General features: G+C 39.8%; 24 protein-coding genes. 9 read left to right on the top strand and 15 right to left on the bottom strand.

The window, feature by feature from the left end; genetic code table 11:
* Positions 1-156: 156 nt before the first annotated feature.
* The 4 genes from IC572_RS04930 to IC572_RS04915 form a co-directional block, all read right to left on the bottom strand.
* Entirely contained in the window at positions 157-771 is a 615-nt protein-coding gene (locus IC572_RS04930; RefSeq protein ID WP_187855264.1) for a thiamine diphosphokinase, read from the bottom strand.
* Entirely contained in the window at positions 759-1421 is a 663-nt protein-coding gene (pnuC, locus tag IC572_RS04925; RefSeq protein WP_120853992.1) for a nicotinamide riboside transporter PnuC, read from the bottom strand. The genes IC572_RS04930 and pnuC overlap by 13 nt, the downstream gene beginning before the upstream one ends.
* Positions 1422-1607: 186 nt before the next feature.
* Entirely contained in the window at positions 1608-2078 is a 471-nt protein-coding gene (locus IC572_RS04920) for a hypothetical protein (protein WP_147746384.1), read from the bottom strand.
* A gap of 23 nt (positions 2079-2101) precedes the next feature.
* Entirely contained in the window at positions 2102-2431 is a 330-nt protein-coding gene (locus tag IC572_RS04915) for a pantothenate kinase (RefSeq protein WP_187855263.1), read from the bottom strand.
* Between the two features lie 701 nt (positions 2432-3132).
* Between IC572_RS04915 and tenA the strand changes: the two genes are divergently transcribed.
* Positions 3133-3786, top strand: a complete 654-nt coding sequence (tenA, locus tag IC572_RS04910) for a thiaminase II (protein ID WP_187855262.1) — start codon at positions 3133-3135, stop codon at positions 3784-3786.
* Positions 3787-3850: 64 nt separating this feature from the next.
* On the opposite strand, the gene IC572_RS04905 is transcribed toward tenA, so the two are convergent.
* Positions 3851-4399, bottom strand: a complete 549-nt coding sequence (locus IC572_RS04905) for a YceI family protein (RefSeq protein ID WP_187855261.1) — start codon at positions 4397-4399, stop codon at positions 3851-3853.
* A 123-nt stretch (positions 4400-4522) separates the two neighbouring features.
* On the opposite strand from IC572_RS04905, the gene IC572_RS04900 reads away from it, so the two are divergent.
* Both IC572_RS04900 and IC572_RS04895 read left to right on the top strand, forming a co-directional pair.
* Positions 4523-5260: a 5'-nucleotidase, lipoprotein e(P4) family gene (locus tag IC572_RS04900; protein ID WP_025461113.1), complete on the top strand. Its 738-nt coding sequence runs from the start codon at positions 4523-4525 to the stop codon at positions 5258-5260.
* 67 nt (positions 5261-5327) lie between these two features.
* Entirely contained in the window at positions 5328-6386 is a 1059-nt protein-coding gene (locus IC572_RS04895; protein ID WP_187855260.1) for a glycosyltransferase family 9 protein, read from the top strand.
* Here the strand turns inward: IC572_RS04895 and IC572_RS04890 are convergent.
* A complete protein-coding gene (locus IC572_RS04890) occupies positions 6346-6486 on the bottom strand; it encodes a hypothetical protein (RefSeq protein ID WP_162968290.1) in 141 nt (46 codons plus the stop codon). The two genes, IC572_RS04895 and IC572_RS04890, sit on opposite strands and share 41 nt — an antisense overlap.
* Before the next feature lie 132 nt (positions 6487-6618).
* On the opposite strand from IC572_RS04890, the gene trpE reads away from it, so the two are divergent.
* The 6 genes from trpE to trpA are packed head-to-tail and all read left to right on the top strand — an operon-like array spanning position 6619 to position 13025.
* Positions 6619-8121 carry an anthranilate synthase component I gene (gene trpE / locus IC572_RS04885; RefSeq protein WP_187855259.1) on the top strand — a complete coding sequence of 501 codons (1503 nt, stop codon included), beginning with the start codon at positions 6619-6621 and terminating at the stop codon, positions 8119-8121.
* A complete protein-coding gene (locus IC572_RS04880) occupies positions 8118-8702 on the top strand; it encodes an aminodeoxychorismate/anthranilate synthase component II (protein ID WP_121013794.1) in 585 nt (194 codons plus the stop codon). The genes trpE and IC572_RS04880 overlap by 4 nt, the downstream gene beginning before the upstream one ends.
* Entirely contained in the window at positions 8699-9706 is a 1008-nt protein-coding gene (trpD, locus tag IC572_RS04875) for an anthranilate phosphoribosyltransferase (RefSeq protein ID WP_187855258.1), read from the top strand. Before IC572_RS04880 ends, trpD begins: the two co-directional genes overlap by 4 nt.
* Positions 9699-11057, top strand: a complete 1359-nt coding sequence (gene trpCF, locus IC572_RS04870; RefSeq protein ID WP_187855257.1) for a bifunctional indole-3-glycerol-phosphate synthase TrpC/phosphoribosylanthranilate isomerase TrpF — start codon at positions 9699-9701, stop codon at positions 11055-11057. Before trpD ends, trpCF begins: the two co-directional genes overlap by 8 nt.
* 1 nt (position 11058) lies before the next feature.
* Complete coding sequence (trpB, locus tag IC572_RS04865; protein WP_187855256.1) at positions 11059-12240, top strand: tryptophan synthase subunit beta; 1182 nt, start codon at positions 11059-11061, stop codon at positions 12238-12240.
* Positions 12237-13025 carry a tryptophan synthase subunit alpha gene (gene trpA / locus IC572_RS04860; protein WP_187855255.1) on the top strand — a complete coding sequence of 263 codons (789 nt, stop codon included), beginning with the start codon at positions 12237-12239 and terminating at the stop codon, positions 13023-13025. The genes trpB and trpA overlap by 4 nt, the downstream gene beginning before the upstream one ends.
* 253 nt (positions 13026-13278) lie before the next feature.
* On the opposite strand, the gene IC572_RS04855 is transcribed toward trpA, so the two are convergent.
* The 9 genes from IC572_RS04855 to nuoI all read right to left on the bottom strand — a co-directional run bounded on the left by IC572_RS04855 (position 13279) and on the right by nuoI (position 23900).
* Positions 13279-13566 carry a hypothetical protein gene (locus tag IC572_RS04855; RefSeq protein WP_187855254.1) on the bottom strand — a complete coding sequence of 96 codons (288 nt, stop codon included), beginning with the start codon at positions 13564-13566 and terminating at the stop codon, positions 13279-13281.
* Between the two features lie 211 nt (positions 13567-13777).
* A complete protein-coding gene (locus IC572_RS04850) occupies positions 13778-15154 on the bottom strand; it encodes a phosphomannomutase/phosphoglucomutase (protein ID WP_187855253.1) in 1377 nt (458 codons plus the stop codon).
* Positions 15155-17560 (bottom strand): DUF7494 domain-containing protein, encoded by a 2406-nt coding sequence (locus tag IC572_RS04845; protein ID WP_187855252.1) that lies wholly within the window; start codon positions 17558-17560, stop codon positions 15155-15157.
* Complete coding sequence (gene nuoN, locus IC572_RS04840; protein ID WP_187855251.1) at positions 17550-19028, bottom strand: NADH-quinone oxidoreductase subunit NuoN; 1479 nt, start codon at positions 19026-19028, stop codon at positions 17550-17552. Before nuoN ends, IC572_RS04845 begins: the two co-directional genes overlap by 11 nt.
* A complete protein-coding gene (locus IC572_RS04835; protein WP_187855250.1) occupies positions 19015-20553 on the bottom strand; it encodes an NADH-quinone oxidoreductase subunit M in 1539 nt (512 codons plus the stop codon). The genes nuoN and IC572_RS04835 overlap by 14 nt, the downstream gene beginning before the upstream one ends.
* 3 nt (positions 20554-20556) lie before the next feature.
* The gene (gene nuoL / locus IC572_RS04830) at positions 20557-22395 is read right to left on the bottom strand and encodes an NADH-quinone oxidoreductase subunit L (RefSeq protein WP_187855249.1); all 1839 of its coding nucleotides are present in this window, start codon (positions 22393-22395) and stop codon (positions 20557-20559) included.
* Positions 22396-22397: 2 nt separating this feature from the next.
* Positions 22398-22700, bottom strand: coding sequence for an NADH-quinone oxidoreductase subunit NuoK (gene nuoK, locus IC572_RS04825; RefSeq protein WP_000579767.1), 303 nt, complete (start codon positions 22698-22700; stop codon positions 22398-22400).
* Positions 22697-23245 carry an NADH-quinone oxidoreductase subunit J gene (locus IC572_RS04820; RefSeq protein ID WP_000464198.1) on the bottom strand — a complete coding sequence of 183 codons (549 nt, stop codon included), beginning with the start codon at positions 23243-23245 and terminating at the stop codon, positions 22697-22699. The genes nuoK and IC572_RS04820 overlap by 4 nt, the downstream gene beginning before the upstream one ends.
* Complete coding sequence (nuoI, locus tag IC572_RS04815; RefSeq protein WP_024118641.1) at positions 23238-23900, bottom strand: NADH-quinone oxidoreductase subunit NuoI; 663 nt, start codon at positions 23898-23900, stop codon at positions 23238-23240. Before nuoI ends, IC572_RS04820 begins: the two co-directional genes overlap by 8 nt.
* Positions 23901-23908 lie beyond the last annotated feature (8 nt).

Genomic DNA, 23908 nt, shown 5'->3' with positions numbered 1-23908 from the left:
TCCTATCATTGTGTCCGCCACACAATGCACATTAAAAACACTAAACCTACCATCTCCACGCAAAGCGAAACTGAATCAATCTTTCTCTACTTGCTTATTCAAATGCTCCTTAACCTGGTGCAATATACAGACAAAAATTTGCCTAGCAAAACCCGCTCATAAGAACTTTTGATACACCAACACCACCGATTTAGGTGTAGAGCTAAGGCTAAAAAAACTATTTGTGGCTTCATTGAGCGAGCCAGAAAAAAGGGTTTTTAAACGCAAGTTTTTTAAGGGGTATTTGAGGTTTTTAGAAGTGAATCGGGCTTTAAGATCCAAGCTAAAAAGCGAGATTTGCTCCCCTTTAAAACTAGGTAAAGTAAAAGGGGTTTCTAACACCCTAAAAAGACCATAGTCGCTTATGGCTTGGATTTTTTGGCAAAATTTAAAATACTCCAACAATAAAAAAGTGTTCGCTAAAGCGTGATCTTCTCGCTTGCCATTCAACCCTAAAAAAATAAAGTCATCAAAGCCTTTATTCAAAGCATAAAAAAAGGCTTTGGACAAATCGTTGCTGTCTTGTTCGCTCACGCATATAGGGTTATACAAGGCTTTCAAATGCGAATCAATGCTATCTAGATCGCCTATAACAACGCTGGGTTTGAATTGAAGCGCATGCAAGGACTGGACAGCCCCATCGCATGCGATTAAAAAGGGAGCGTTTTTTAAAAGGTCTAAGCATTTTTGAGATTTAGGAAACTCCCCATTCGCTAAAATCACTGCTTGCATGACTGGTTCCAGCGGTTAAAATAATACAAACCAATAAAAAGGTATAGGATCGTTGTGAAGAGTTGCACCAAGCTCTCTGTTGAAATTTGAAAAATACAAAACCACACGATAATGGACACGATATTCCCCAAAGTTACTAGTGCATAATTTTCTATATAGCGCAAAACCTGTAAAATAAAAGCAATAATAAAGATGACGAAATTAAAACTCTCTGCCCATAAAAAATTCGTTTTAATCTCTTTAAAAAACAAAGCGCTCACATAAGTTAAAACCCCTATGCCTAAAACGAGTATAAAACGCCAATTTTTGGGAAGTTTTTGAGCCTTGATAACGCCCTCATGCTGCTCTGTCTTTTTCCATGCGAACAGCCCATAAATCGTTACCGGCATATACAAAAAAAGGCATAAAATCACATCAGCGTTTAATTTCCACTGATAAGCGACATAAGCGTAACTCAAATTATAAACAAGACCAAACACAAAGCAAATCGTTTGCCTTTCTCCGGCAAAAAACGCATACAAAACCCCACTAAGCCCTGCTAAAAGATTGATAAACGAGCCTTTGACAAGGATGTTAGTGATGGTTAAAAACACGCAAGAAAGAATGAGCGTGGCGTAAAATCGTTTGGATAGTTGGGTGGTTATTAACATGCTATTTCCTTACGCAAGAATTACCTTGACAAGTTCTACGGGTTTGATCTCAGCCTTTTAAAAGCTTGAGCGTTTTAAAAAGCACCCCTTAAATGCTTCTCATTGTAACACAAATCAGTGAGAACGCGCTTTAAAGTTTCTTTAATTTTTTACTCCCCCCCTCCATTTAATGCTATTTGGGTTAAATCACCACCCTAATTTAGCACAAAGCCTAGAACAAATCCCAAAACACACAAGAAAGCCAAGCATAACCAAACCCTCTATAAGGAGATTGCTAGGATGCCCGCAATACGCTGAAATTTCATGGATAGCGGCAATAAAGGGCATCGTTAAAAGTGCCATATAAAAATCCCTCAGTCTTGCCCCTAACACAGCGTCATGAAACGCGCCAAAAAACCTAGCCTTAAAAATGGCTTTGAGAAACCTAGGGTATCTTACTTGGAAAGATTTATAACAATCCCTACCTCGTGGGTCAAATAAAAGGTTAGACAATAGGGTTGCTATTAAAAGCGTTAGCCATGCATAATAACTATCTTTAGGGCTAAAAAGTGGATCGACAACGCCTAGGCTATAAGGAATTGTGGATATGCATCCCGCATAGACTATGGCCACCGCCCATTGATATTCCCAGTCGCTCAAACGCTTTTTGATGTTCATGCTCTCTCCTTTCTTGCCCAAAGCTACCTATCATACACGAAATGACGATCATAGGTGGGTTCTCTTGGGGCTTGCGGTTCTCTATCAACGCCACGGATAAAATCTTCTACCCTATCGCCTATTTCAGACCCAATATATCCTCCTGCTGTGCTACCAAGAAATCTCCCTAATCCAATACCCACTGGACCTCCAGGAACCCCAATTGCTCCTCCAATTTTATCACCAACAAAACCCCCAACACCACCCCCTATAAGTTTGCCTAATTCACCCCTTGCCTCTATTTTAGGACCAGCTACAGCCGCATTAGCCATTGCACCGCATAAAACCACTACACAAGTTCTTAATCCACTCATAACAAATCCTTTCATAAAATTGAGATTCAAGGCATGTTTGGCACACCTTGATAAGAATATTTATACCACAATCGCATTAAGAGAATTGTTACAGATCAGCGAAATATCACAAGAAGCTCAATAAATGTTTTGTTTATACACAAACTACAAGATTAAAGTAAATGATTAGTTTTATGGTTTTAGAGCGTTAAGTTTCAAGCATTAAAGCCTTTAATTGCGTTTTTACACCAACCGCTTAAAAATTGAACGCCTATTTTGAATATATTAGACGCTTTTTTATTTTTATACTAAACTATTTTGAGTTTTGGTCGATATGACTTCATACAGAGGTTAAACCAATCATAAATAGTAGGGTTAATTCCATCTCGCTCTGTAATAGGTTTGAAACCATGCATCTAAGATTGACTCCTATCTTGTAAGTGCCATACTACAAGTTCCCATAATAAAAACTTCTAAAAATCAAAACCTACAGAGCGAGATGGAATTAACCTTTTGTGATTACAAAAGATAGCCAATCTTAAACAACCAATACAAGCCCTATAATATCATTAATCGCTATTCAAAATCACAGATATTTTAATACAGCGTTCAATTTTTGAAAGCAAGAGTCCACTCACAAATCTTTTAAAAACAAATTTTTATACCATATTTGCGAGCTTTTGTGTTAGAATGCGTATTGAATTGATTTTAGGAGTGTAAAAATGCAAGTTTCACAATATCTGTATCAAAACGCGCAATCTATTTGGGGGGATTGTATTTCCCATCCGTTTGTTCAAGGCATAGGGCGTGGGACTTTAGAAAGAGATAAATTCCGTTTTTATATTATTCAGGATTATTTGTTTCTTTTAGAATACGCTAAGGTGTTTGCTTTGGGCGTAGTTAAGGCTTGTGATGAAGCGGTGATGAGGGAGTTTTCTAACGCTATACAGGATATTTTGAATAACGAGATGAGTATCCATAACCATTACATTAGAGAACTTCAAATCACTCCAAAAGAATTGCAAAACGCACGCCCCACTCTAGCTAACCAATCCTATACAAGCTACATGCTCGCTGAAGGGTTTAAGGGCTCTATCAAAGAAGTTGCGGCGGCTGTTCTATCCTGTGGTTGGAGCTATTTAGCGATCGCGCAAAATTTAAGCCAAATCCCCAACGCCTTAGAACATGCCTTTTATGGGCATTGGATTAAGGGCTATAGTTCAAAAGAATTTCAAGCGTGCGTAAATTGGAATATCAATTTGCTTGATTCTCTCACTCACGCTTCTTCAAAACAAGAAATTGAAAAATTAAAGGAGATTTTTATCACTACAAGCGAATACGAATACCAATTTTGGGATATGGTGTATCAAAGTTAAAATAAAAGTTTTTGTGCCGTTAGAAAAACGCAAGAGAAGAAAACATCTACCTCTTGCAAAACGATTATTGAGCGTAAGCTTCTAGTTTGAGCTCAATTTTTACCTCATCCCCAACGACAGCGTCGCTAAAGGTTTTACCGATACCAAAATCCTTGCGGTTGATTTTGCCTTCAGCTTGTAACACCATGAATTCTTTTTTATTCATGGGGTTTTGTAAGGGGGCTTGGATTTTGGCTTCCAATACGATAGGCTTGGTTACGCCATGAAGGGTCAAATCTCCATGGATTTTACCATCTTCGTATTTGGTCATTTTAAAGCTCCCTTTGGGGTATTTCATGGCATCAAAAAACTCTGCTGTTTTTAGGTGGTCATCTCTTTTTTTGTTCCTAGTGTTAATGCTTTTAATATCAATTTTGCCTTCAAAAACATTGAGAGCCTTGGTATTAGGATCGGCATCAATTTTGCCATCAAAACTATCAAACACGCCTCTTGTTTCATTGAATTTGAAGTGTTTAACCTCAAACCACACGCTAGAGTTTGCCTTATCAATCATATAAGGTTTTGCAAACACCAAACTAACGCCCAAAAGGGTGAACGCTAACATTTTTTTCATTGTTTCCTCGCTTCATTTTGAATTAAAAACGCCAACTATACAACAAATTGGTTAATGGTAAAATACTCCTAATCGTCTGTTTTAAGGTATAATACAAAAAATCTCCATTAGGTAGGTGTTGTTATGATAAAAAAGACCCTTGCATCAGTTTTATTAGGATTGAGTTTGATGAGTGTTTTAAATGCTAAAGAATGCGTTTCGCCCCTAACAAGAAGCGTTAAGTATCATCAGCAAAGCGCTGAGATCAGAGCCTTGCAATTGCAAAGTTACAAAATGGCAAAAATGGCACTAGACAATAACCTTAAGCTCGTTAAAGACAAAAAGCCAGCCGTCATCTTGGATTTAGATGAAACCGTTTTAAACACTTTTGATTATGCGGGCTATTTAGTCAAAAATTGCATCAAATACACCCCAGAAACTTGGGATAAATTTGAAAAAGAAGGCTCTCTTACGCTCATTCCTGGAGCGCTAGACTTTTTAGAATACGCTAATTCTAAGGGCGTTAAGATTTTTTACATTTCTAACCGCACGCAAAAAAATAAGGCATTCACTTTAAAAACGCTCAAAAGTTTTAAACTCCCCCAAGTGAGTGAAGAATCCGTTTTATTGAAAGAAAAAGGCAAGCCTAAAGCCGTTAGGCGAGAATTAGTCGCTAAGGATTATGAGATTGTTTTACAAGTGGGCGACACTTTGCATGATTTTGACGCACTTTTTGCTAAAGACGCTAAAAACAGCCAAGAACAACGAGCTAAAGTCTTGCAAAACGCTCAAAAATTCGGCACAGAGTGGATCATTTTACCCAATTCTCTCTATGGCACATGGGAAGATGAGCCTATAAAAGCATGGCAGAATAAAAAATAAAATTTATCCATCGCATAAGAACGATTTTTGCTAACATGACAAAAAATTTGATCTCTTAGGCGGAGTCATGGATTTTGTAGGGTTTGAAGATTTAAAATGCAAAGATAAAGAAAACTCTCAAAAAGTTTTTGTGATCCGTAACGACAAGTTAGGCGATTTTATTTTAGCCATACCCGCTTTAATCGCTCTCAAGCATGCTTTTTTAGAAAAAGGCAAAGAAGTGTATTTGGGCGTGGTTGTGCCTAGCTATACCACCCCAATAGCCTTAGAATTCCCTTTCATTGATGAAGTCATTATAGAAGACAACCATTTGAGCGCCACTCTCAAAAGTAAATCCATTGACGCTCTTATCTTTTTATTTTCTAATTTTAAAAACGCTAAACTTGCTTTTAGTTTGAGGAAATTTATTCCTTATATCCTAGCCCCAAAGACTAAAATCTATTCTTGGCTTTATCAAAAGAGCGTGCGCCAAAGCCGATCGCTGTGTTTAAAAACCGAATACGAATACAATTTGGATCTCATCCATGTATTTTGTAAAGATCATAATCTTCCTAACGCTCAACTTAAAAAAATCGCATGGAAGCTTAAAGACAAATCCAAAGAGCGATCCCTCATCGCTTCAAAACTCAACGCTAATGTTGGTTTGTTGTGGATTGGCGTGCATATGCATAGCGGAGGCAGTTCGCCCGTATTGCCCGCTTCGCATTTCATTGAGTTGATTACAATCTTGCATGAAAAATTAAGTTGTGAGATCATTCTTATTTGCGGGCCAAGCGAGAGAAAAGCCACAGAAGAACTCCTTAAAAAAGTCCCTTTCGCCCATCTTTATGATACGAGCCATAGTTTAGTGGATTTGGCCAAATTGTGCGCGAATTTGTCCGTCTATATTGGGAACGCTTCAGGCCCTTTGCATGTGAACGCTTTGTTTGACAACCAATCTATTGGGTTTTACCCTAACGAACTCAGCGCCTCTATTACCAGATGGCGGCCTTTCAATGAACGATTTTTGGGCATCACCCCGCCCAATGGCTCAAACGATATGGGTTTGATTGACATCAAAAAAGAAAGCGAGAATATTATTGAATTTATCGCACCCAATCTTTCTTGCCGCACACAAGAAAGATAACGACAGCAAACACCACACAAGCAACCTTAACAACGCTCAAAATCTTAATCTGATTAAAGTGGTTTTTCGCATTCCTAATTAAAATTTCTAATTTCCTCATAAATTGATCCTTGAAAAATCCAATTTGAGTTTAAGTTAGATTAGCCCTTGCAGACTCTATAAGGCTATTAATTTATTGCCCATTTATCTATTTCTTGTAAAATACAAGTTTATTTTTAGCGTAAAGAAATTGATGATCAGTCTCATAGAAAAAGCCCCTTATATTCCCTACCCCCTAGCTCTTTATGAAAAATTAGAGCGCGAGCACACCTTGCTTTTTGAAAGCGCTGAGATTGAGAGCAAAGCGCACACCAAATCCCTATTAATGGCTAAAGCTTGTTTGAAGCTAATTTGCAACCACAATATCGTAACGATCACTAGCCTAACGCCTAATGGCGGGGCGTTTTTGCAAAAACTGAGTGCGTTTTTTAAAACGCCTATACAAGACAATGCCCTAATTTTAACCTACACCAAAAATAAAAAAACGCAAGATGAGTTTTTAAAACTCTTTGAGCCTAGCCCTTTTGACGCTTTAAGGGGGCTTTTTAAAAGCGTTAAAACAAAACCCAAACACCCTTTTATGCTTTTAAGCGCGGGTGTTTTTTCTTTTGAAATGCTCAATTTTTTTGAAGATTTACCTAACTTAAAAGCACAAGACAACACCGCGCATGACTTTATTTTTTATGTCGCGCAAAATTTGATCATCATAGACCATAAAGAAAAAAGCGCTGAAATTTTGGGGGCGTGTTTTGATGAACGCTTTAAAACAGAGATAGCTAAAGAATTACAGGATTTAAAAGAGTTGGCTAAAAACATCAAAAGCGATTTTATCCCTAAAAAAGCTAAGCAAAGCACGGAAGTTAGCGTTAGTTGTGATGATAGCGAGTTTGAAAAAAGAGTGCTATCCTTACAAGAAGAAATCAAAAAGGGCGAGATTTTTCAAGCGGTGTTGTCGCGTAGCTTTTATATGGAGTGCTTGGAGGGTTTGAGCGCGTATTACCATTTAAAGCTCTCTAACCCTAGCCCTTATATGTTTTATATTAAAGACAGCGATTTTATCCTTTTTGGGGCAAGCCCTGAGAGCGCTTTAAAATACAACGCCCTAATGAATACGGCTGAAATTTATCCCATTGCTGGCACTCGTTTAAGGGGCAAAGACAAGCAAGGGAATATTGATTACGATTTGGATAGTAAAATGGAATTTGATTTGCAACACGACTATAAAGAAAGGGCTGAACACATCATGCTAGTGGATTTAGCCAGAAACGACATGGCCAGAGTTTCAAAAAAGCGCTATTGCGACAAGCTTTTAAAAGTGGATAAGTATTCCAATGTCATGCATTTAGTCTCAAGGGTTGTGGGGGAATTGAAAAAAGGGTGCGATAGTTTGCATGCTTACAGGAGCTTTATGAACGCCGGCACGCTTAGCGGGGCGCCTAAAATTTCTGCGATCAAGCTCATTTACCAACTAGAAAAGCAAAGGAGAGGCTCTTATGGGGGGAGCGTGGGGTATTTAAATAGCGAGGGTTCTATGGATTCTTGCATCACTATCCGTTCATGTTTTGTCAAAAACAATAGGGCGCTGATCCAAGCAGGAGCCGGTATCGTGTTAGACAGCGTGCCGCAAAACGAAGCGAATGAAACAAGAGCCAAAGCGCAAGCCCTTATTGATGCGATCAGGAAAACCATCTCATGAAAATCTTTTTTATAGACAATTTTGATTCCTTCTCTTATAATTTGGTGTATGAGTTAGAGTGTTTGGGTTATGAAGTGGCCGTTTATCAAAACGATATTGAGCCTGATTACCTTATGGATTTGATGAAAAAAGAATCAAAAACCCCCTTATTGTTCATCTCGCCCGGGCCTGGTAACCCTAATAGTTCAGGCAATCTTTTAAAAATCATTGCAATGGCTAAAAAGAAATTCCCCATTTTAGGGGTTTGTTTGGGCTTGCAAGCTTTAGCGCAAAGCTATGGGGCTAAAATCATAAGGAGTAAAGAAATCGTGCATGGCAAAGCGACGACTATCGCGCTCAAAAAGCATGCCGTTTTTAAAGGTTTAGGGGAAAGCATGGTGGTGGGGCGTTACCATTCTTTAATGGCAAGCGGATTGCCTAAAAATTTAGAAGTGATCGCCGAACATGACAATATCCCTATGGCCATTATCAATGAAGAAGATAAAATTTTAGCCTATCAATTCCACCCTGAAAGCATCATGACTTTACAAGGGAGGGCGTTGTTAGAGCAAAGCGTGGGGTTTTTAAGAGAGTTATCATGAAAGAGATTTTAAACGCTCTTTATCATCAAAAAGACTTAAGCGATAAAGAAGTCCAAAAGTTATTCACTCTTATTGTCAACGAAAAAGTAAGCCCAGTGCAACTTGGGGCCATTTTATGCGCTTTAAAAATCAAGGGCGAGAGTTTTAAGGAGATTAGCGTTGCTGCAACCACGCTCTTAGAGCATGCCCCTAAGCCTTTTGATAGCGGCTTGGATTTAATAGACAATTGCGGCACAGGGGGCGATGGGTTAAAAACGATCAACATCAGCACGATTGCCGCGCTCATTGCCAGCTCTATGGGATTATCTATGGCCAAACACGGATCAAGGAGCGTTTCTAGTCATAGCGGGAGCGCGGATTTGTTGGAAAATTTAGGCGTGAATATTGAAATGAATCCCACGCAGTTAGAAAATTGTTTCAAACAAACGCATTTTGGGTTTTTATTCGCGCCTTTATACCATCAAAGTTTTAAAAAATCCGCCCCTTTAAGAAAAGAGCTTTTCACTAAAACGATTTTTAATTGCTTAGGGCCTTTAATCAACCCCTTAAGGCCAAAAATCCAGCTTTTAGGCGTGTATGACAAATCCTTGTGCAAGACTATGGCGCTAGCGTTAAAGGCTTTGGGCGTTAAAAGGGCGATGGTGGTTAATGGAGGGGGGACAGATGAAATCGTGTTGCATGACATTACGCATGCATGTGAATTGAAAAATAACGAAATTTTAGAGTATGACTTGAGCGCTAAAGATTTTGATTTACCCCCCTATGATTTGAAAGAATTACAGATTGAAAACGCCAAAGAAAGCGCTCAAGCATGTTTAGATATTTTAGAAAATAAAGGCAAAAATTCGCATACAATGGTGGTTGTGGCGAATGTGGCGAGTTTGTTGTATTTAAGCCATAAGGCTAAAGATTTAAAAGAGGGCGTGAGCATGACTTTAGAGCATTTAAAAACCAAAGCGCCTTATGCGCATTTGCAAAAAATCATAAGACTAAGCCATGCCTAGCGTGTTGGAAAACATCCTTAAAGACAAGCTCCTAGAAGTCTCTGATCTTAAAAAAAATCACACCTTGCCCGCAAACATAACTCCAAGCGATAGGGATTTTAAAAAAGCGTTATTGGAAAAAAGGACAAGCTTTATTTTAGAATGTAAAAAAGCATCGCCCTCTAAAGGTTTAATCAGAAAAGATTTTGATCTGTTAAAAATAGCCAAGACTTATGAAAAATTTGCCTCCTGTATTTCAGTTTTAGCTGATTCTAAATATTTTTTAGGCTCTTATGAAAACATTAAGATCGTTTCGCAGCATTCCACCAAGCCTATTTTGTGTAAAGATTTTATCATTGATGCTTTTCAAATCAAACTCGCTAGAATGATGGGGGCGAATGCGGTGCTTTTAATGTTAAGCGCGTTAGATGATAAAAATTATTTAGAGCTTTTCAACCTCGCCAAATCCTTAAACATGAGCGTGTTAACTGAAGTTTCCAACCAGCAAGAAATTGAGCGCTTGCTCAAACTCCAATACGACATTATAGGCATCAATAACAGGGATTTACACACCTTAAAAACCGATATTAACCACACGCTCAAATTACGCTCTCTCTTGCCTAAAGACGCGCTCGTGGTGAGTGAGTCCGGTATTCATTCGCACACACAAATCAAAGCCCTAGCCCCTTATGTGAATGGCTTTTTGGTGGGCAGCTCTTTAATGAAAGAAAAGGATTTGAAAAAAGCGTGCATTAAATTGATTTTAGGCGAAAATAAAGTGTGCGGGCTTACAAAAATTAAAGACGCTAAAGCCGTTTATAAAAACCATTTCATTTATGGGGGTTTGATTTTTGAAAAATCTTCGCCCCGATACATCAAGCCTAAAAAAGCCCTAAAAATCACAAAAGCGGTTAAAAAATTGGATTTTGTGGGCGTGTTTGTGAAAGATAAGATTAAAAAAATTCAAAAAATCGCTAAAAAGCTTGATTTAAAAGCGGTGCAGCTTTATGGCTATTCGCAAAAAGAAATCGCTCAATTAAAAAAATCGCTCCCTAAAACTTGTGCGATCTGGCAAGCAGTGAGCGTGATGAACGCTAAAGATTTAGCGCCTAAAGCTAAAGAGGCCTCTCTAATCTTATACGACACTAAGGGGGATAAAATGGGAGGCAATGGCGTGAGTTTTGATTGGGAAATTTTAGAAAATGCCAAAACGCCTTTCATGCTAGCTGGTGGGCTTAATTTGGATAATATTCAAAAAGCCTTGAAAGTTAAAGCGTTGGGTTTGGATTTCAATTCAGGTTTGGAAATAAGCCCTGGGATTAAAAATAAGGGTAAAATCAAGCAATTAGCCCGAATTTTAAGAGAGTATTAAGATGAATCAAAAAGCGTATTTTGGGGAGTTTGGAGGGAGTTTTGTGTCAGAGTTGTTAGTACCTGCATTAAGAGAGTTAGAACAGGCGTTTGATGCGTGTTTGAAAGATGAGGAATTTCAAAAAGAGTATTTTCGTCTTTTAAAGGATTTTGTGGGCCGTCCTAGCCCTTTAACCTTGTGTCAAAATATCGTTTCTAACCCTAAAGTCAAGCTTTATTTAAAACGAGAGGATTTAATCCATGGCGGGGCGCACAAGACTAATCAGGCCTTAGGGCAGGCTCTTTTAGCGAAAAAAATGGGGAAAACAAGGATTATTGCTGAAACGGGCGCTGGTCAGCATGGCGTTGCAACGGCTATCGCTTGCGCGTTATTGGACTTAAAGTGCGTGATTTTTATGGGAGGCAAAGACATCAAGCGCCAGGAAATGAATGTTTTTAGAATGCGCTTATTGGGCGCTGAAGTGAGAGAAGTTAATTCAGGGAGCGCAACGCTTAAAGACGCCGTGAATGAGGCCTTAAGAGATTGGGCGAGCAGTTACAAGGACACGCATTATTTGCTAGGCACAGCCGCTGGGCCGCACCCTTACCCCACAATGGTTAAAACCTTTCAAAAAATGATAGGCGATGAGGTTAAAAGCCAGATTTTAGAAAAAGAAAACCGCTTGCCTGATTATGTAATCGCATGCGTTGGAGGGGGGTCTAACGCTATAGGGATATTCAGCGCATTTTTAAATGATAAAGAGGTCAAACTCATAGGCGTAGAGCCAGCCGGTTTAGGGCTAGAGACTAATAAACATGGGGCGACTTTGAATAAGGGGCGTGTGGGGATTTTGCATGGGAATAAAACCTATCTTTTGCAAGATGATGAAGGCCAGATTGCAGAAAGCCACAGCATTAGCGCTGGGCTTGATTATCCAGGGGTGGGGCCAGAACACAGCTATTTAAAAGAAAGTGGGCGTGCGGTTTATGAAAGTGCAAGCGATATTGAAGCGCTAGAAGCCTTCAGGTTGTTGTGCCAAAAAGAAGGCATTATCCCGGCGCTAGAAAGCTCACACGCCTTAGCGTATGCTTTAAAACTCGCTCAAAAATGCGTGCAAGAAAAGATTATCGTAGTGAATTTAAGCGGTCGGGGGGATAAGGATTTAAACACCGTTTATAACGCTTTAAAAGGAGGTTTAAAATGAGGTATCAAAACATGTTTGAAACCTTAAAAAAACAAGAAAAAATGGCGTTTATCCCGTTTGTAACCTTGGGCGATCCCAATTATGAATGGAGTTTTGAAATCATTAAAACCCTAATTGATAGCGGTGTGAGTGCTTTAGAATTGGGCTTTGCTTTCTCAGACCCTGTAGCGGATGGCGTTACCATACAAGCGAGCCATTTAAGGGCGTTAAAACACGCTAGCATGGCTAAAAATTTCCAGCTTTTAAGGGCGCTCAGAGATTACAATCCCCACATTCCCATAGGGCTTTTAGCGTATGCGAATCTCATTTTTTCTTACGGCGTTGATGGCTTTTACGCTCAAATCAAAGAATGCGGCGTGGATAGCGTTTTAATAGCGGACATGCCCCTAATAGAAAAAGAATTAGTCATCAAATCCGCTCAAAAACACCAAATCAAACAAATCTTTATCGCCAGCCCTAATGCGAGTGATAAAGATTTAGAACAAGTCGCTACGCATTCGCAAGGCTATATCTACACTTTAGCCAGGAGTGGGGTTACAGGGGCGAGCCATACTTTAGAAAATGATGCAAGCGCTATTATTAAAACCTTAAAAACCTTTAGCCCTACCCCCGCCTTACTAGGCTTTGGCATTTCCAAAAAAGAACACATCAAAAACGCTAAAGGCATGGGTGCTGATGGCGTGATTTGCGGCTCAGCGTTAGTCAAAATCATAGAAGAAAATTTAAACAATGAAAACGCCATGCTAGAAAAAATTAAAGGGTTTATAGGAGGAATGATTTTTTAAGGCTTTTAGGCTTTGTTGCGTCAAAAAATTAAAGATTATAGACTAACAATCATCATCAGGTTTTATTGCATGCGCGTTATTATGGCGTTAGAGTAGAAAGTACCGCCATAAGCCTAACAATAATATAAAAGTAACCTTATAGTGTGGTTGATAGCGGCTTAAAATCGCAGGTATTTTGATAATAAAAAAGGCTAATTTTTATACATACCAAGCCATAAGCTTTTTATAATACTTCTAAAAAACTATTGATTGTTTAGTCCTTTTCGTCTTCGGATTCTATGTCTATTATGTTATTGTCATGGTTGATTGTTTTTAAAGCATTTACGATTTCATCCATCTTTTCTTTTGCTTCAAGTGCCTTTTTATATCCTTCAGCTGCTTGTTTATATCCTTCAGATTCTTCTTTAGCCACATAGTATAGTGCTTCCAAGATTGGTTGCATTTCAGCTTTTTCACTTGCTTTTGCAAGACCCCCATGTTCCTTTTTCATTTCGTGAGTGAGATGAGAAGCGTTTTTGTTGTTATTTTTGTTGTTATCCATTAAAATCCTTTACGATTAACTTAAAACTTTTCATTATAATAGGCTTAGGCTTAGCTTAAATAGCGTTCAATTTTTGGATAACTAGGGGGCTTACTCACAAATCTTTTTAGAAAGACATGGCTGTTAGCTTTAAGTTATTTTGATCTTTTTTAAAACTTAAAGCGTTTATTAAGCCAAATAAGACTTAATTGGTATTGACTGGTTTAGAGCCTTATTTCTCTAACAAACTGAGCAACGCCCTTTTATATTCTAACGCTGTTGTTTCATCCTTGCCTTCAAAGCGGCTGACTAAATACGGGGTGGTGTTGCTTGCACGAATAAGCCCAAAACCATGTTCAAAAACCACCCTCACGCCATCAATGCTGATGATTTCTTTGATTGTAGGGAAATGGCTTGGCGGGTTTTTAAGCGCTTTTTGTAGGTTATGAATGATTTCAAATTTTTCTTCTTCGCTCACGGCGATTTTTTCTTCAGGCGTGGTGTAGGAATAGGGGAGGTTTTTAATGGTGTTTTCCAAATCGCTTGGACTTTGTTCAAGCAATAATTCTAAAGCCCTTAAGCATGCATAAAGAGCGTCATCATAGCCAAAATAGCGCTCTTTAAAAAAGATATGCCCGCTCATTTCAGCCGCAAAATGCGCATGGGTTTCTTTGAGTTTGATTTTTAAATTGCTATGCCCGGTTTTATACATGAGCGTCTTACCAAAAGTATTAATCGTGTTATACATCACTTGAGAGCATTTGACTTCGCCTATCACAAAAGGGGTGATGCCTTGAGCATGCAAGCGTTTAGCGAATAAAATCGCTAATTCATCGCCCGCATAAATATGATGAGAACTTAGCATCGCAATCCTATCCGCATCGCCATCAAAAGCAAAGCCTATCAAAATAGCGTTTTCTTGCATGTGTTTTTCTAAATCTTTTAAGTTTTTCGCTTCGCTAGGGTCTGGGTGGTGGTTAGGGAAATTCCCATCAGGATCGCTATAAAGGCTGCTAAAATCAATGTTTAAAGCCTTTAAAATCGGCTCTAGCCCTAACGCTCCCACGCCATTACCAAAATCCAGGGCGATTTTGTATTTAAGGTTTTTTAAATGCTTAAAATCCTTGATCAAATAGCGCTGATACGCTTCTAGGGCATTGACTTTCTCTGGTGTTTCTTTTAGGGGTTTTATTTCATGCTTTGCGTTTAAAAGCGTGTCTTTTAAAGCTTGAATGTCCTTGCCATAAAACGGGTTTTGATTGAGCGTGATTTTAAAGCCGTTGTATTCTTTGGGGTTGTGAGAGCCAGTGATCATGATGGAATTAGGGCATTGGATATTGTCTATTTCATTAAAGACCGCAAAATACGCTACCGGTGTGGGGATTAGCCCTAAATCATACACTTTCAAGCCGCTTGATTGCAGCCCCGCGCTCAAAGCTTCAAACAAAAAGCGCCCATGCACCCTTGCGTCATGCCCTACAAACACGCTTTTATCGTATTCTCGCATGATTTTCCCCAACTCCACGCCGATACTAAAAGCCGTATTTTCATCTAAAGTGGTGGGGTAAATGCCTCTAATATCGTATTCTCTAAAAATGCTAATGTCCATTCATGACTCCTTGTTTTTGAATAAATTTAAACCCTGTTCGCATAAATTTTGCCATGCGTTTGTTTGATCTTTTTGTTTTAACTGAACGCATTTTTCTAAACTGGCTTTGGATTTTGCTTTTTGGTTGGTTAAATCCAATAAGCTGGATTGCAAGTATAAGGCTTTTTGGTGATCTTCTAAAGAAAGCCTGCGGTTTAAGAGTTTGTCTAGCGTTTCTAACGCTTTTGAATAGTCTTTGGTGGTTCTGTAAGCGTCAATGAGAGCAAATTCGCTAAAGGGCGTGTAAGAATAGTCCTTGTAAGCGTCTTGGAGTTTGAGCAAGCTTGTGGCATAAATTTTGACGCTTTTAGGATCTTTTTCATTTTCTAGCAATTTAAAATAAACCAACGCCATGCGTTTATCGTCTTTGAAATGCTTTTCTAAAAACGCATACAGATTGAGGGCCAATTCTTTTTCATTGTTTTGCATGTAATCTGAAAATAAAACAAAAGCAATATCATAAAATTCTTTTTTGTTTAAGCCTTGAGCGAGAGTTAAAGCGTCTTTAGAGACCAGAGTGGAATTTTTAAAATCCCCTAAGCGGTAGTAATTGCGCCCCAAACGATAAAGCCATATTAATTTCTCGCTAGGGGTTTTAGCTGTTTTTAAAGCGTTTAGGGCAATAATTTGCACTTTTTCTTTAAGCGATGCGAAATACAAGCAATCAAAGGCTTGGATTTCTTCTTTGGGGGTAAATTCAAAGGCTGTGATTTGGGATAAGTATTTTAAAGCTTCTTCGCAACGATGATCCTCTAATGGGGTTTTAGCAAGGATATTGAGCGTTTTTTGGATTAAAGGAGAATCTTTAGGCAAATTTTTTTGCATGCCTAACACTTCAGCATAGCGCTTATTGTCAAACAAGAGTTGGGCTTTCAATTCTAAAGCTTTTAGGGCTTCATTAGAATTAGGGAAATTTTGAATGATTTTATCGTAGTGGGCGATTTTTTCTTGCGTGTTCCCTTCCATGGAAAAAAGGGCTTTTTCATCGCGCGCTCTAACGACAGAAGCTTTATCCAATTCCGCATGATCTTGCAAATATTGCAGGTTGTAAAGGTGGGCGTTCTTAAAGTCCTTGATCCTTGCATACAACGCCCCTAAATCATAGAGCGCTTGCTCTTTAGCTTTCAAGTCATCGTCTTGATTGAGGAGCAAGTGAGCGATCTCAATCGCGCTTGCATTCATCTGGTTTTTTTTCAATAACTTGAGCAAGTCTAGGGCTGATTCGCTATGCGTAGAAATATAATCTGGGTTGGATTGAACCACCTTATCAATGAGGTATTTAGCGTTATTAAAGTTTTGATAGTTTATCTCTGCTTCAGCCCAATTAAGCGCGATTTCACTCGCGCTCTCTTTGTCTTTGGCGTTAGAAAAAGCTTCTTTGAAAAGCATGTTAGTGCTGCTCAAATCAGAGCCTTCAGCCGCTTCAATGGCTAAACGCATTTGGGCTAAAGGAGCGTAGCGGGAGTTTTTGTATTCTAAAAGGATTCGTTTGTAATAGCGCACGGCTTGTTTGTAATTATTATTTTCATCTAAAGCTTTGGCGACATAGTATAGCGCTTCAGGGATATTAGGATCAGTCGGGTAATTTTTAATCCATTGGGTGCCAATATCTATGAGTAAGGATTTTTTAATGCCTAATTGGCCTAATGCGATAATTTCTAATAAATACAAATCTTTTTTAAACATCGTTTGAGGGTAGTTTTTAAACGCGCGACTAATCGTTCGTAAAGCGTCAAAATAGGCTTGCGAATCCATTTGTTTTTTAGCCTCTAAATAAGCGTTTAAATCATAGCCCTTTGTGGTGAGTAGGGGTTTGTTATTCACATCCAGTTCTTGAATGATAGGGGTTTGAGCGTCTTTAATGATAATGGGGAAATTCAAGCCTTTTTGAGCGTTGTCTTTTTCGCTCAAAAAAGGGATATTTTGATCATAGCCTATGATTTGCCACATTTTGGCTTTAGGATCGTTTTCCACAAAAAGGGGGATCGCTTTTTTATAATCCCTGTCAAAAGAAAAAAGGGTGAGCCTTCGCATCACTTTGGGTTTGATGTGTAAAATGAATTGTTGTTGGCGCATAGAATAGGTGATATTGAAAAAAGCGTTTTCTAAAGGGGTAAAACCCTCCTTAGGAATGGAGTCTATCACGCATTCTATGGGGCGTTTAGCGTGTATAATGGATAGAGAGGCTTCAATCCCGCTTGGCGGTTTTTCATTGGTATAAAAACAAGAAAACGCCTTATTGTGTCGTAAGGTTAAAACCGAAAAATCTTCCCCCCCTTCTTTGCCTTGCGTGAGAGTGAGGCTTAAGGCGTTGAGCGAATGGGAGAGCAAGCCCATTAAAAGAAAGATTTTTGACTTAAGCCACAAACTCTAAAAGCCCTCGCATCATAAAAACAGAGAACAAGCACGCTAACGCCATAGCAATAATGACCGCATAAATGGGCATGGTAGCGTTTTGGGTGTAAATATCGTTTTGAGCGTAGCCTTGGGCTTGCAAGGGCTTATTGAAAAACATCGCCACGAGCCAACGGAAATAATAAAACGCGGCCACCGCGCTATTGACTAACATCACCACCGCTAAAAGAATGTGATTGCTCTCTAACGCGCTTTCAACGGCTAAAAATTTCCCCCAAAACACGCTAAAAGGTGGGATCCCTGCAAGCCCAAAAACAAAAATAGCGCCCAAGATCGCCACTAAAGGGTGGGTTTTGATAAGGCCGTTGAATTTGGAATAAGGGTGATCGTAGCGTTCATCCCATGTTTTTTCCCGGCTTTTTAAGAGCCATAAAAGGCCAAAAGCCCCAATGTAAGTGAAGGCGAACATGAACCAATAAACAAACATCGCTTGTTGGCTATCTTCAGTGTGGATAAACACGCATGCTAAAGCGAACCCAGAATGCGAAATGGAACTGTAAGCGAGCATTCTTTTGACATCTTCTTGCCATAAAGCAATGAAATTAGGGATGGTGATAGTCATAAGAATCAAAACATAAAAAATGTCTTCTACCCAAGCGATGCGGGTGTCTATAAACGCCCCAAAAAGGCGAGTCGCTACCACAAAGCCAGCGATTTTAGGCACAATGGAAATATAGCTTGCAAAGACTGGGTTATTGCCCTCATACACATCAGGCATCCAGGTATGGAAAGGCACTAAAGAAACCTTAAAGCCAATCGCTCCAATCAAAAAAATAGCGCCCATCGCAAAGAGCATGGGGTTTGTAACGCCCTCAGTGTGCAAGTATAGGGTAATGACTTCAAGATTCAAGCTCCCTGTGAGCAAGTAAAAAGCCATCGCCCCCATAGCAAAAAACGCGCTCGCCATCGCTCCCATAGTGAAATATTTGATCCCTGCTTCCAAGCCGTAGCGTTTGTCGCTCAACGCCATTAACACACAAAGGGGTAAGGACGCTGTCTCTAACCCGATAAGGATTAACAACAAATGGTTGCTTGAAACCATGAACTGAAAGCCAGCAACAATAAACAAATATAAGGAATAAAATTCAGCGGTTTGAAATTCGTTGAAGCGTTCTTTTGAAAGGGCTAAGAAAATGAGCAAAAAGGCTGAAATCAAGACAATGCTTTGAGAGATGAGCGAGAGCGTATCCAAGCTCAAAAACCCAAAAAAGGCGTTTTCTTGTTCTTCTAACCCTAAAACCACCAAAAAATCCAAAACCAAAAAGAGCATGCATAAAAACACATTCAAATTGCGTGAAAACCTGGAAGTGAAAGCGTTGATTAAGAGCGTGAAAATCCCCCCACACACCAACACCAGCATGGGCAAAATGCTCTCAAAATTAAAGCTATCAAAAGAGATGTGGAGACTATCTATTAACATAAGAGACCTCTTTTATCTTAGTGTCCAATGAACCTAAAAAGGGGAGCGAGCGGATTTCTATCACCTCTAAAAGCTGCTTAGAGCCTTGCTCAATCGGTTTTAAAAGCATTTTAGGATAAATCCCTAAAATTAAAATCAAAGCTAAAATCACGCTTAAAACCCCTACCTCACGAGCGTTCAAATCTTCAAACACGCTGATTTGATTGTTCCCGGCTTTCAAATTACCAAAGAAAACATCTTTATATGAAGTGAGCATGTAAACCGCTGATAGAATGATGCTTGTTCCGGCAATGATAGCCAAAAGAGGGTAAGTGGCAAAAAACCCTAACAAACTTAAAAACTCTCCCACAAAGCCAATGCTTAAAGGCATGCCCACATTCGCCATTAAAACAATCATAAAAAAGGCGGCAAAAACAGGAGCGCTTTTAGCGATCGATCCAAAGCGAGCGATTTCTAAACTGCTGGTGCGTTCTTCTAAGATGCCAGCGAGCAAGAATAATCCCATGACGATAATACCATGCGCAAACATCATAAATACTGCCCCTGAAATCCCTTCAACATTGAAAGAAAAAACCCCAAGCACCACGACTCCCATGTGCGAGAACGAGCTATAAGCGATGAGGGTTTTTAAATCCTTTTGAGCGTAAGCTAAAAAACCTCCATAAATGATCATGCATAGTGCCACAATGGCTATAGGGGTTAAATAAATTTCTGAAAGCTCAGGAAAAAGCGGGAGCAAGAAGCGTAATAAGGCGTAAGTCCCCATTTTAGAAAGCAAGGCTGAAAGCATGACAGAGCCTAAAGTAGGAGCGTTAGAATACGCATAAGGCAACCATGTGTGTAAGGGAAAGAGTGGGATTTTAACCGCAATCCCTACTAAGAAAGCCACAAAGAGCCAGGTTTTAATCCCGCTAGAAAAATTCAACTGATACCAGTCTAAAACATCAAAACTCATCATGCCGTAATTATTGGCGTAGTCATACCCGATGTATAAAATGCCTAAAAGCATGCACAATGACGCTAAAAAGGTGTAGAGGAAAAACTTCATGCCAGAATAGATCTTATTATTACGGCCAAAACGACCGATGAGGTATAAAACCGGCAGGAGCGAGATTTCCCAAAAAGCGTAGAAAAAGATCACATTAAGAGAAGAAAACACGCCCATCAAAATCCCCTCTAGCAATAAAAGACAAATCGCAAAGTCTTTACGACGCTCTTTGACATAAATCACGGACAATAACACCACGATAGCGTTTAAGAGCAACAAAAAGAGCGCGATGCCATCAACACCCACATGATAATTCACGCCAATTTGATAGACTAATTCTTTCATTTCTTCAAACTGCATGCCGGCTGTTTGAATATCAAACCCATGCCACAACAACAAGATTAATAACAACTCAATCAAAGCGATGACAATCGCATACGCTCTGCTCGCTTGATCGCTCATAAAGAACGCTAATAGCGCGCTCAGCATGGGGAAAAAGATCACCACACTTAAAAGATGCGCATGTAAAAACTGCATTTCTTATCTCCCAAAAAAAGCTACAAACGCTAATAAGATTAAAACCCCAGCCACCATGAAGCGCAGCATGGAGGTTAAATTCCCGTCTTGACTGATCCTAAACACACGCCCTATAACAAAAACGCTTCTTCCTATAGTATCCACTATCGTATCAATGATCCTTAATTCCACGACCTGGTGCAAGAATGAAGCGATGGCGCTAAAAACTTTTGCAATCCCTTGATAGAGTTGCGGGATATAGTATTGGTTGAGCAAGAGCTTGTATAAAAAGCCCCCCTCTTTTTTGGAAGTGATACCATTTTTATATTTAAATATGGCATAGGCGATGCTCAATAATACCACTATGGTGGTGATACTGATTAAAAGAGCGAGCGGGACGGAATACTCTCCAACGCCAGGGATCACTTGAGAAATAAAATGAAAAAACGGCTCTTCAAAAAACCCGGCAATGACCGCTAAAACCCCTAACGGCAGCATGCTTAAAAGCATGAAATTTTTGGCCTCATGGGGGTGGTTGATTTCGTGCTGTTTGGGCGCAAAAAACACCAGCATGATGAGCCTGAAGCTATAAAAAGCGGTAAAGATCGCCCCAATTAGAAGAACAAACCATAAAATGTGGTGGTGCATCCCAAAAGCCACTTCTAAAATCTTGTCTTTGGAAAAGTATCCTGCGAAAGGGTAGATCCCGCACAAAGCCACTGAACCTATAATCATAAAGATCGCTGTGATTTTCATGGGCTTGTATAAAGCGCCCATTTTAGTAATATCCAAATTGTCTTCCATCGCATGCATGACATTCCCTGAGCCTAAGAAAAGGAGGGATTTGAAAAACGCATGCGTGAAGAGGTGGAAAAGCGCGATCGCATAAGCCCCAAGACCGGCTGCTACAAACATATAGCCTAATTGAGAAAGCGTGGAATAAGCCACAATGCGTTTCAAATCCTTATTGACTAAAGCCATGCTCGCCCCAAAAAGAGCCACAAACGCCCCTAAGCATGCGATGAAATAACCCACTTCAAACACCGCGCTATACAAAGGGTTGGCTCTAATGACTAGATACACCCCAGCGGTTACCATCGTCGCTGCATGGATGAGAGCGGACACAGGGGTAGGCCCCTCCATAGCGTTGGCTAACCATGTGTGCATAGGGAATTGTGCACTCTTGCCCATAGCGCCAATGAAAAGAAACACGCTAATGAAAAAGAGCATGGAATAATCGGCGTTATTGAGCATGCTAAAGACTTCTTTATACTGGAGGGTGCCAAAATTCCAAAAGATCAAAATAATCCCCATGAGCATGCCTAAATCCGTGATCCGATTCATCACAAAGGCTTCAATGGAAGCGTTGTTCGCACTTGTTTTATGATACCAAAAGCCAATGAGCAAGTAAGAGCATAGCCCTACCCCTTCCCAGCCAATGAAAAGCCCTAAAAAATTATCGCTCAACACCAACACCAACATGGAAAACACAAAGCCGCTGAGGTAGGAAAAATAGCGGTTAAACCCTGTATCATGCTCCATATAGCCTATAGAATACACATGCACTAAGAAAGAAACTAAAGTGACCACGACAATCATGACCGCATTGATATTATCCAGCATGAGAGAAAAGCCGACTTTAAAATTCCCTACCACGATCCAGTCAAATAAATATTTTTCATAGCTTTGATGATGCCATGCTTGAATGAAAAGAACCACCGCACCAATGAAAGAAACCAGCACGCACAAAGAATTGAAAACGCCCACATGCAACGCTTTAGCTTTAGCCCCAAACAGCCCCGCATAAACTGCGCCGATTAAAGGCAAAAACAACACCACTGACAGCAAAGAAGAATACTGCATGCTCAACCTTTCATAGCGTTTAGAGAATCAATATCTAAGCTCTTGTATTTCTTAAACCACAAAATCACCAAGCCCAAACCAATAGCCACCTCACTAGCGGCAATAGCGATAATAAAGAGCACGAACATCTGCCCGTCTAAATTGTGCGTGTATTTAGAGATCGCTACAAAACCGATATTGATCGCATTGAGCATGATTTCTGTAGAAAAAAAGAGCAACAGAATGTTTTTGCGTTTCAGCATGCCCGCTAAACCAATGCAAAAGAGCAACCCCGAAACAATCAAATAGTGGTTTAACCCTATCATAGAGATTCCTTTATAAATTGCGTGTGATTTTTCCCATGGATTTTTTGAATCCCTGTAGCGATGCCTCCAACCATAGCGACTAAAAGCATTAAAGCCGCCGCTTCAAAAGGGATGAGGTAATTGGTAAAAAGCACATAACCAATCGCTTTAATGTTAGGGATTTGTGCATCAATAGCGTTAGAATTGACTTGATTAGAAAGGTTTTCGCCAATGCTAGGAGCACTTAAAATCAAGGTGAGCAATACCGCCACGCCAAATGAAAGAACGCACAAGATTTTAGGGCTTTGCTTGCGTTCAATGACTTCTGCAGCGGAGTTGAAAAACATCATGCCAAATGCATACATCACAATGACCGCCCCCACATACACCGTGATTTGCACCACGCCCAAAAACTCAGCGTCTAGTAAAAAGAAAAAAGCGGAAATAAAAACCATGCTGCTAGCGAGAGCGGTAATGGCATAGAGAATATTCGTGGTGGTGATCACCACTAACGCCATGCTCAAAGTAAGGATCGCAAAGAAATAAAAGGCAATGGTTTCAAACATTTTCATCTCCCTTATGGCTTTCTGGGTTTGTTGGAGTTTCTTCTTGTGATTCTTCTTTTGAAGGCTCTTGGACATAATCTAAAGGGGTGGCTTGCATGCGTTCATTGTAATTAGGGCTTACCGCACCAAAGCCTAAAAACTCGGCATGCGAGCAGTTTTTAGCGTCTTGTTCGCTCGTTAAAAACTCGCTTTTAGAGCCGTATTGGGAGCGTTGGGTGCTGGCGTTTTCAAACCGATTCCCCATAACAATCGCTAATTCTGGGCAAACTTCCGCGCACAACCCGCAATAAATGCAACGCCCCAAATTGATCGTGTAAGAATCGATCTTTTTGCGGTTGTCTTCGCCCTTATGCGTGATGATCCTTATGCAATTGCTCGTGCAAATCTTTTCGCACAGCCCACAACCTATACACCTTTCAGAGCCTGAGTCTAAAAGCCGTTGCAGATTATGCACCGCGCGATAGCGTGGGCTTAAGGGGAGTTGCTCCATAGGGTAATGGATGGTTACGCTTGGGCTAAAAAATTCCTTGATTGTAAGCCCTAACCCTTTGAATAGATCCAAACCCAAGCTTGTTTTAACGGTGTCTTTAAACTGCTCGGTCGCGCTATGGACTTCGGATCGTTTAGGAAGTTGCTTGTATTCTTGTTTGGCCATAAAACCTC

Origin of the sequence: Helicobacter pylori (assembly GCF_014496485.1) — a bacterium.
Taxonomy (GTDB): Bacteria; Campylobacterota; Campylobacteria; order Campylobacterales; family Helicobacteraceae; genus Helicobacter; species Helicobacter pylori_DD.
The sequence above is the reverse complement of the archived record's forward strand: the minus strand, read 5'-3'. Positions and strand labels throughout refer to the sequence as shown.

Excerpts from the sequence above, each read along its gene's own strand:
- IC572_RS04930 (WP_187855264.1), bottom strand. The coding sequence starts at position 771 with ATGCAAGCAGTGATTTTAGCGAATGGGGAGTTTCCTAAATCTCAAAAA.
- pnuC (WP_120853992.1), bottom strand. The coding sequence starts at position 1,421 with ATGTTAATAACCACCCAACTATCCAAACGATTTTACGCCACGCTCATT.
- IC572_RS04920 (WP_147746384.1), bottom strand. The coding sequence starts at position 2,078 with ATGAACATCAAAAAGCGTTTGAGCGACTGGGAATATCAATGGGCGGTG.
- IC572_RS04915 (WP_187855263.1), bottom strand. The coding sequence starts at position 2,431 with ATGAGTGGATTAAGAACTTGTGTAGTGGTTTTATGCGGTGCAATGGCT.
- tenA (WP_187855262.1), top strand. The coding sequence starts at position 3,133 with ATGCAAGTTTCACAATATCTGTATCAAAACGCGCAATCTATTTGGGGG.
- IC572_RS04905 (WP_187855261.1), bottom strand. The coding sequence starts at position 4,399 with ATGAAAAAAATGTTAGCGTTCACCCTTTTGGGCGTTAGTTTGGTGTTT.
- IC572_RS04900 (WP_025461113.1), top strand. The coding sequence starts at position 4,523 with ATGATAAAAAAGACCCTTGCATCAGTTTTATTAGGATTGAGTTTGATG.
- IC572_RS04895 (WP_187855260.1), top strand. The coding sequence starts at position 5,328 with ATGGATTTTGTAGGGTTTGAAGATTTAAAATGCAAAGATAAAGAAAAC.
- IC572_RS04890 (WP_162968290.1), bottom strand. The coding sequence starts at position 6,486 with ATGAGGAAATTAGAAATTTTAATTAGGAATGCGAAAAACCACTTTAAT.
- trpE (WP_187855259.1), top strand. The coding sequence starts at position 6,619 with ATGATCAGTCTCATAGAAAAAGCCCCTTATATTCCCTACCCCCTAGCT.
- IC572_RS04880 (WP_121013794.1), top strand. The coding sequence starts at position 8,118 with ATGAAAATCTTTTTTATAGACAATTTTGATTCCTTCTCTTATAATTTG.
- trpD (WP_187855258.1), top strand. The coding sequence starts at position 8,699 with ATGAAAGAGATTTTAAACGCTCTTTATCATCAAAAAGACTTAAGCGAT.
- trpCF (WP_187855257.1), top strand. The coding sequence starts at position 9,699 with ATGCCTAGCGTGTTGGAAAACATCCTTAAAGACAAGCTCCTAGAAGTC.
- trpB (WP_187855256.1), top strand. The coding sequence starts at position 11,059 with ATGAATCAAAAAGCGTATTTTGGGGAGTTTGGAGGGAGTTTTGTGTCA.
- trpA (WP_187855255.1), top strand. The coding sequence starts at position 12,237 with ATGAGGTATCAAAACATGTTTGAAACCTTAAAAAAACAAGAAAAAATG.
- IC572_RS04855 (WP_187855254.1), bottom strand. The coding sequence starts at position 13,566 with ATGGATAACAACAAAAATAACAACAAAAACGCTTCTCATCTCACTCAC.
- IC572_RS04850 (WP_187855253.1), bottom strand. The coding sequence starts at position 15,154 with ATGGACATTAGCATTTTTAGAGAATACGATATTAGAGGCATTTACCCC.
- nuoN (WP_187855251.1), bottom strand. The coding sequence starts at position 19,028 with ATGTTAATAGATAGTCTCCACATCTCTTTTGATAGCTTTAATTTTGAG.
- IC572_RS04835 (WP_187855250.1), bottom strand. The coding sequence starts at position 20,553 with ATGCAGTTTTTACATGCGCATCTTTTAAGTGTGGTGATCTTTTTCCCC.
- nuoL (WP_187855249.1), bottom strand. The coding sequence starts at position 22,395 with ATGCAGTATTCTTCTTTGCTGTCAGTGGTGTTGTTTTTGCCTTTAATC.
- nuoK (WP_000579767.1), bottom strand. The coding sequence starts at position 22,700 with ATGATAGGGTTAAACCACTATTTGATTGTTTCGGGGTTGCTCTTTTGC.
- IC572_RS04820 (WP_000464198.1), bottom strand. The coding sequence starts at position 23,245 with ATGTTTGAAACCATTGCCTTTTATTTCTTTGCGATCCTTACTTTGAGC.
- nuoI (WP_024118641.1), bottom strand. The coding sequence starts at position 23,900 with ATGGCCAAACAAGAATACAAGCAACTTCCTAAACGATCCGAAGTCCAT.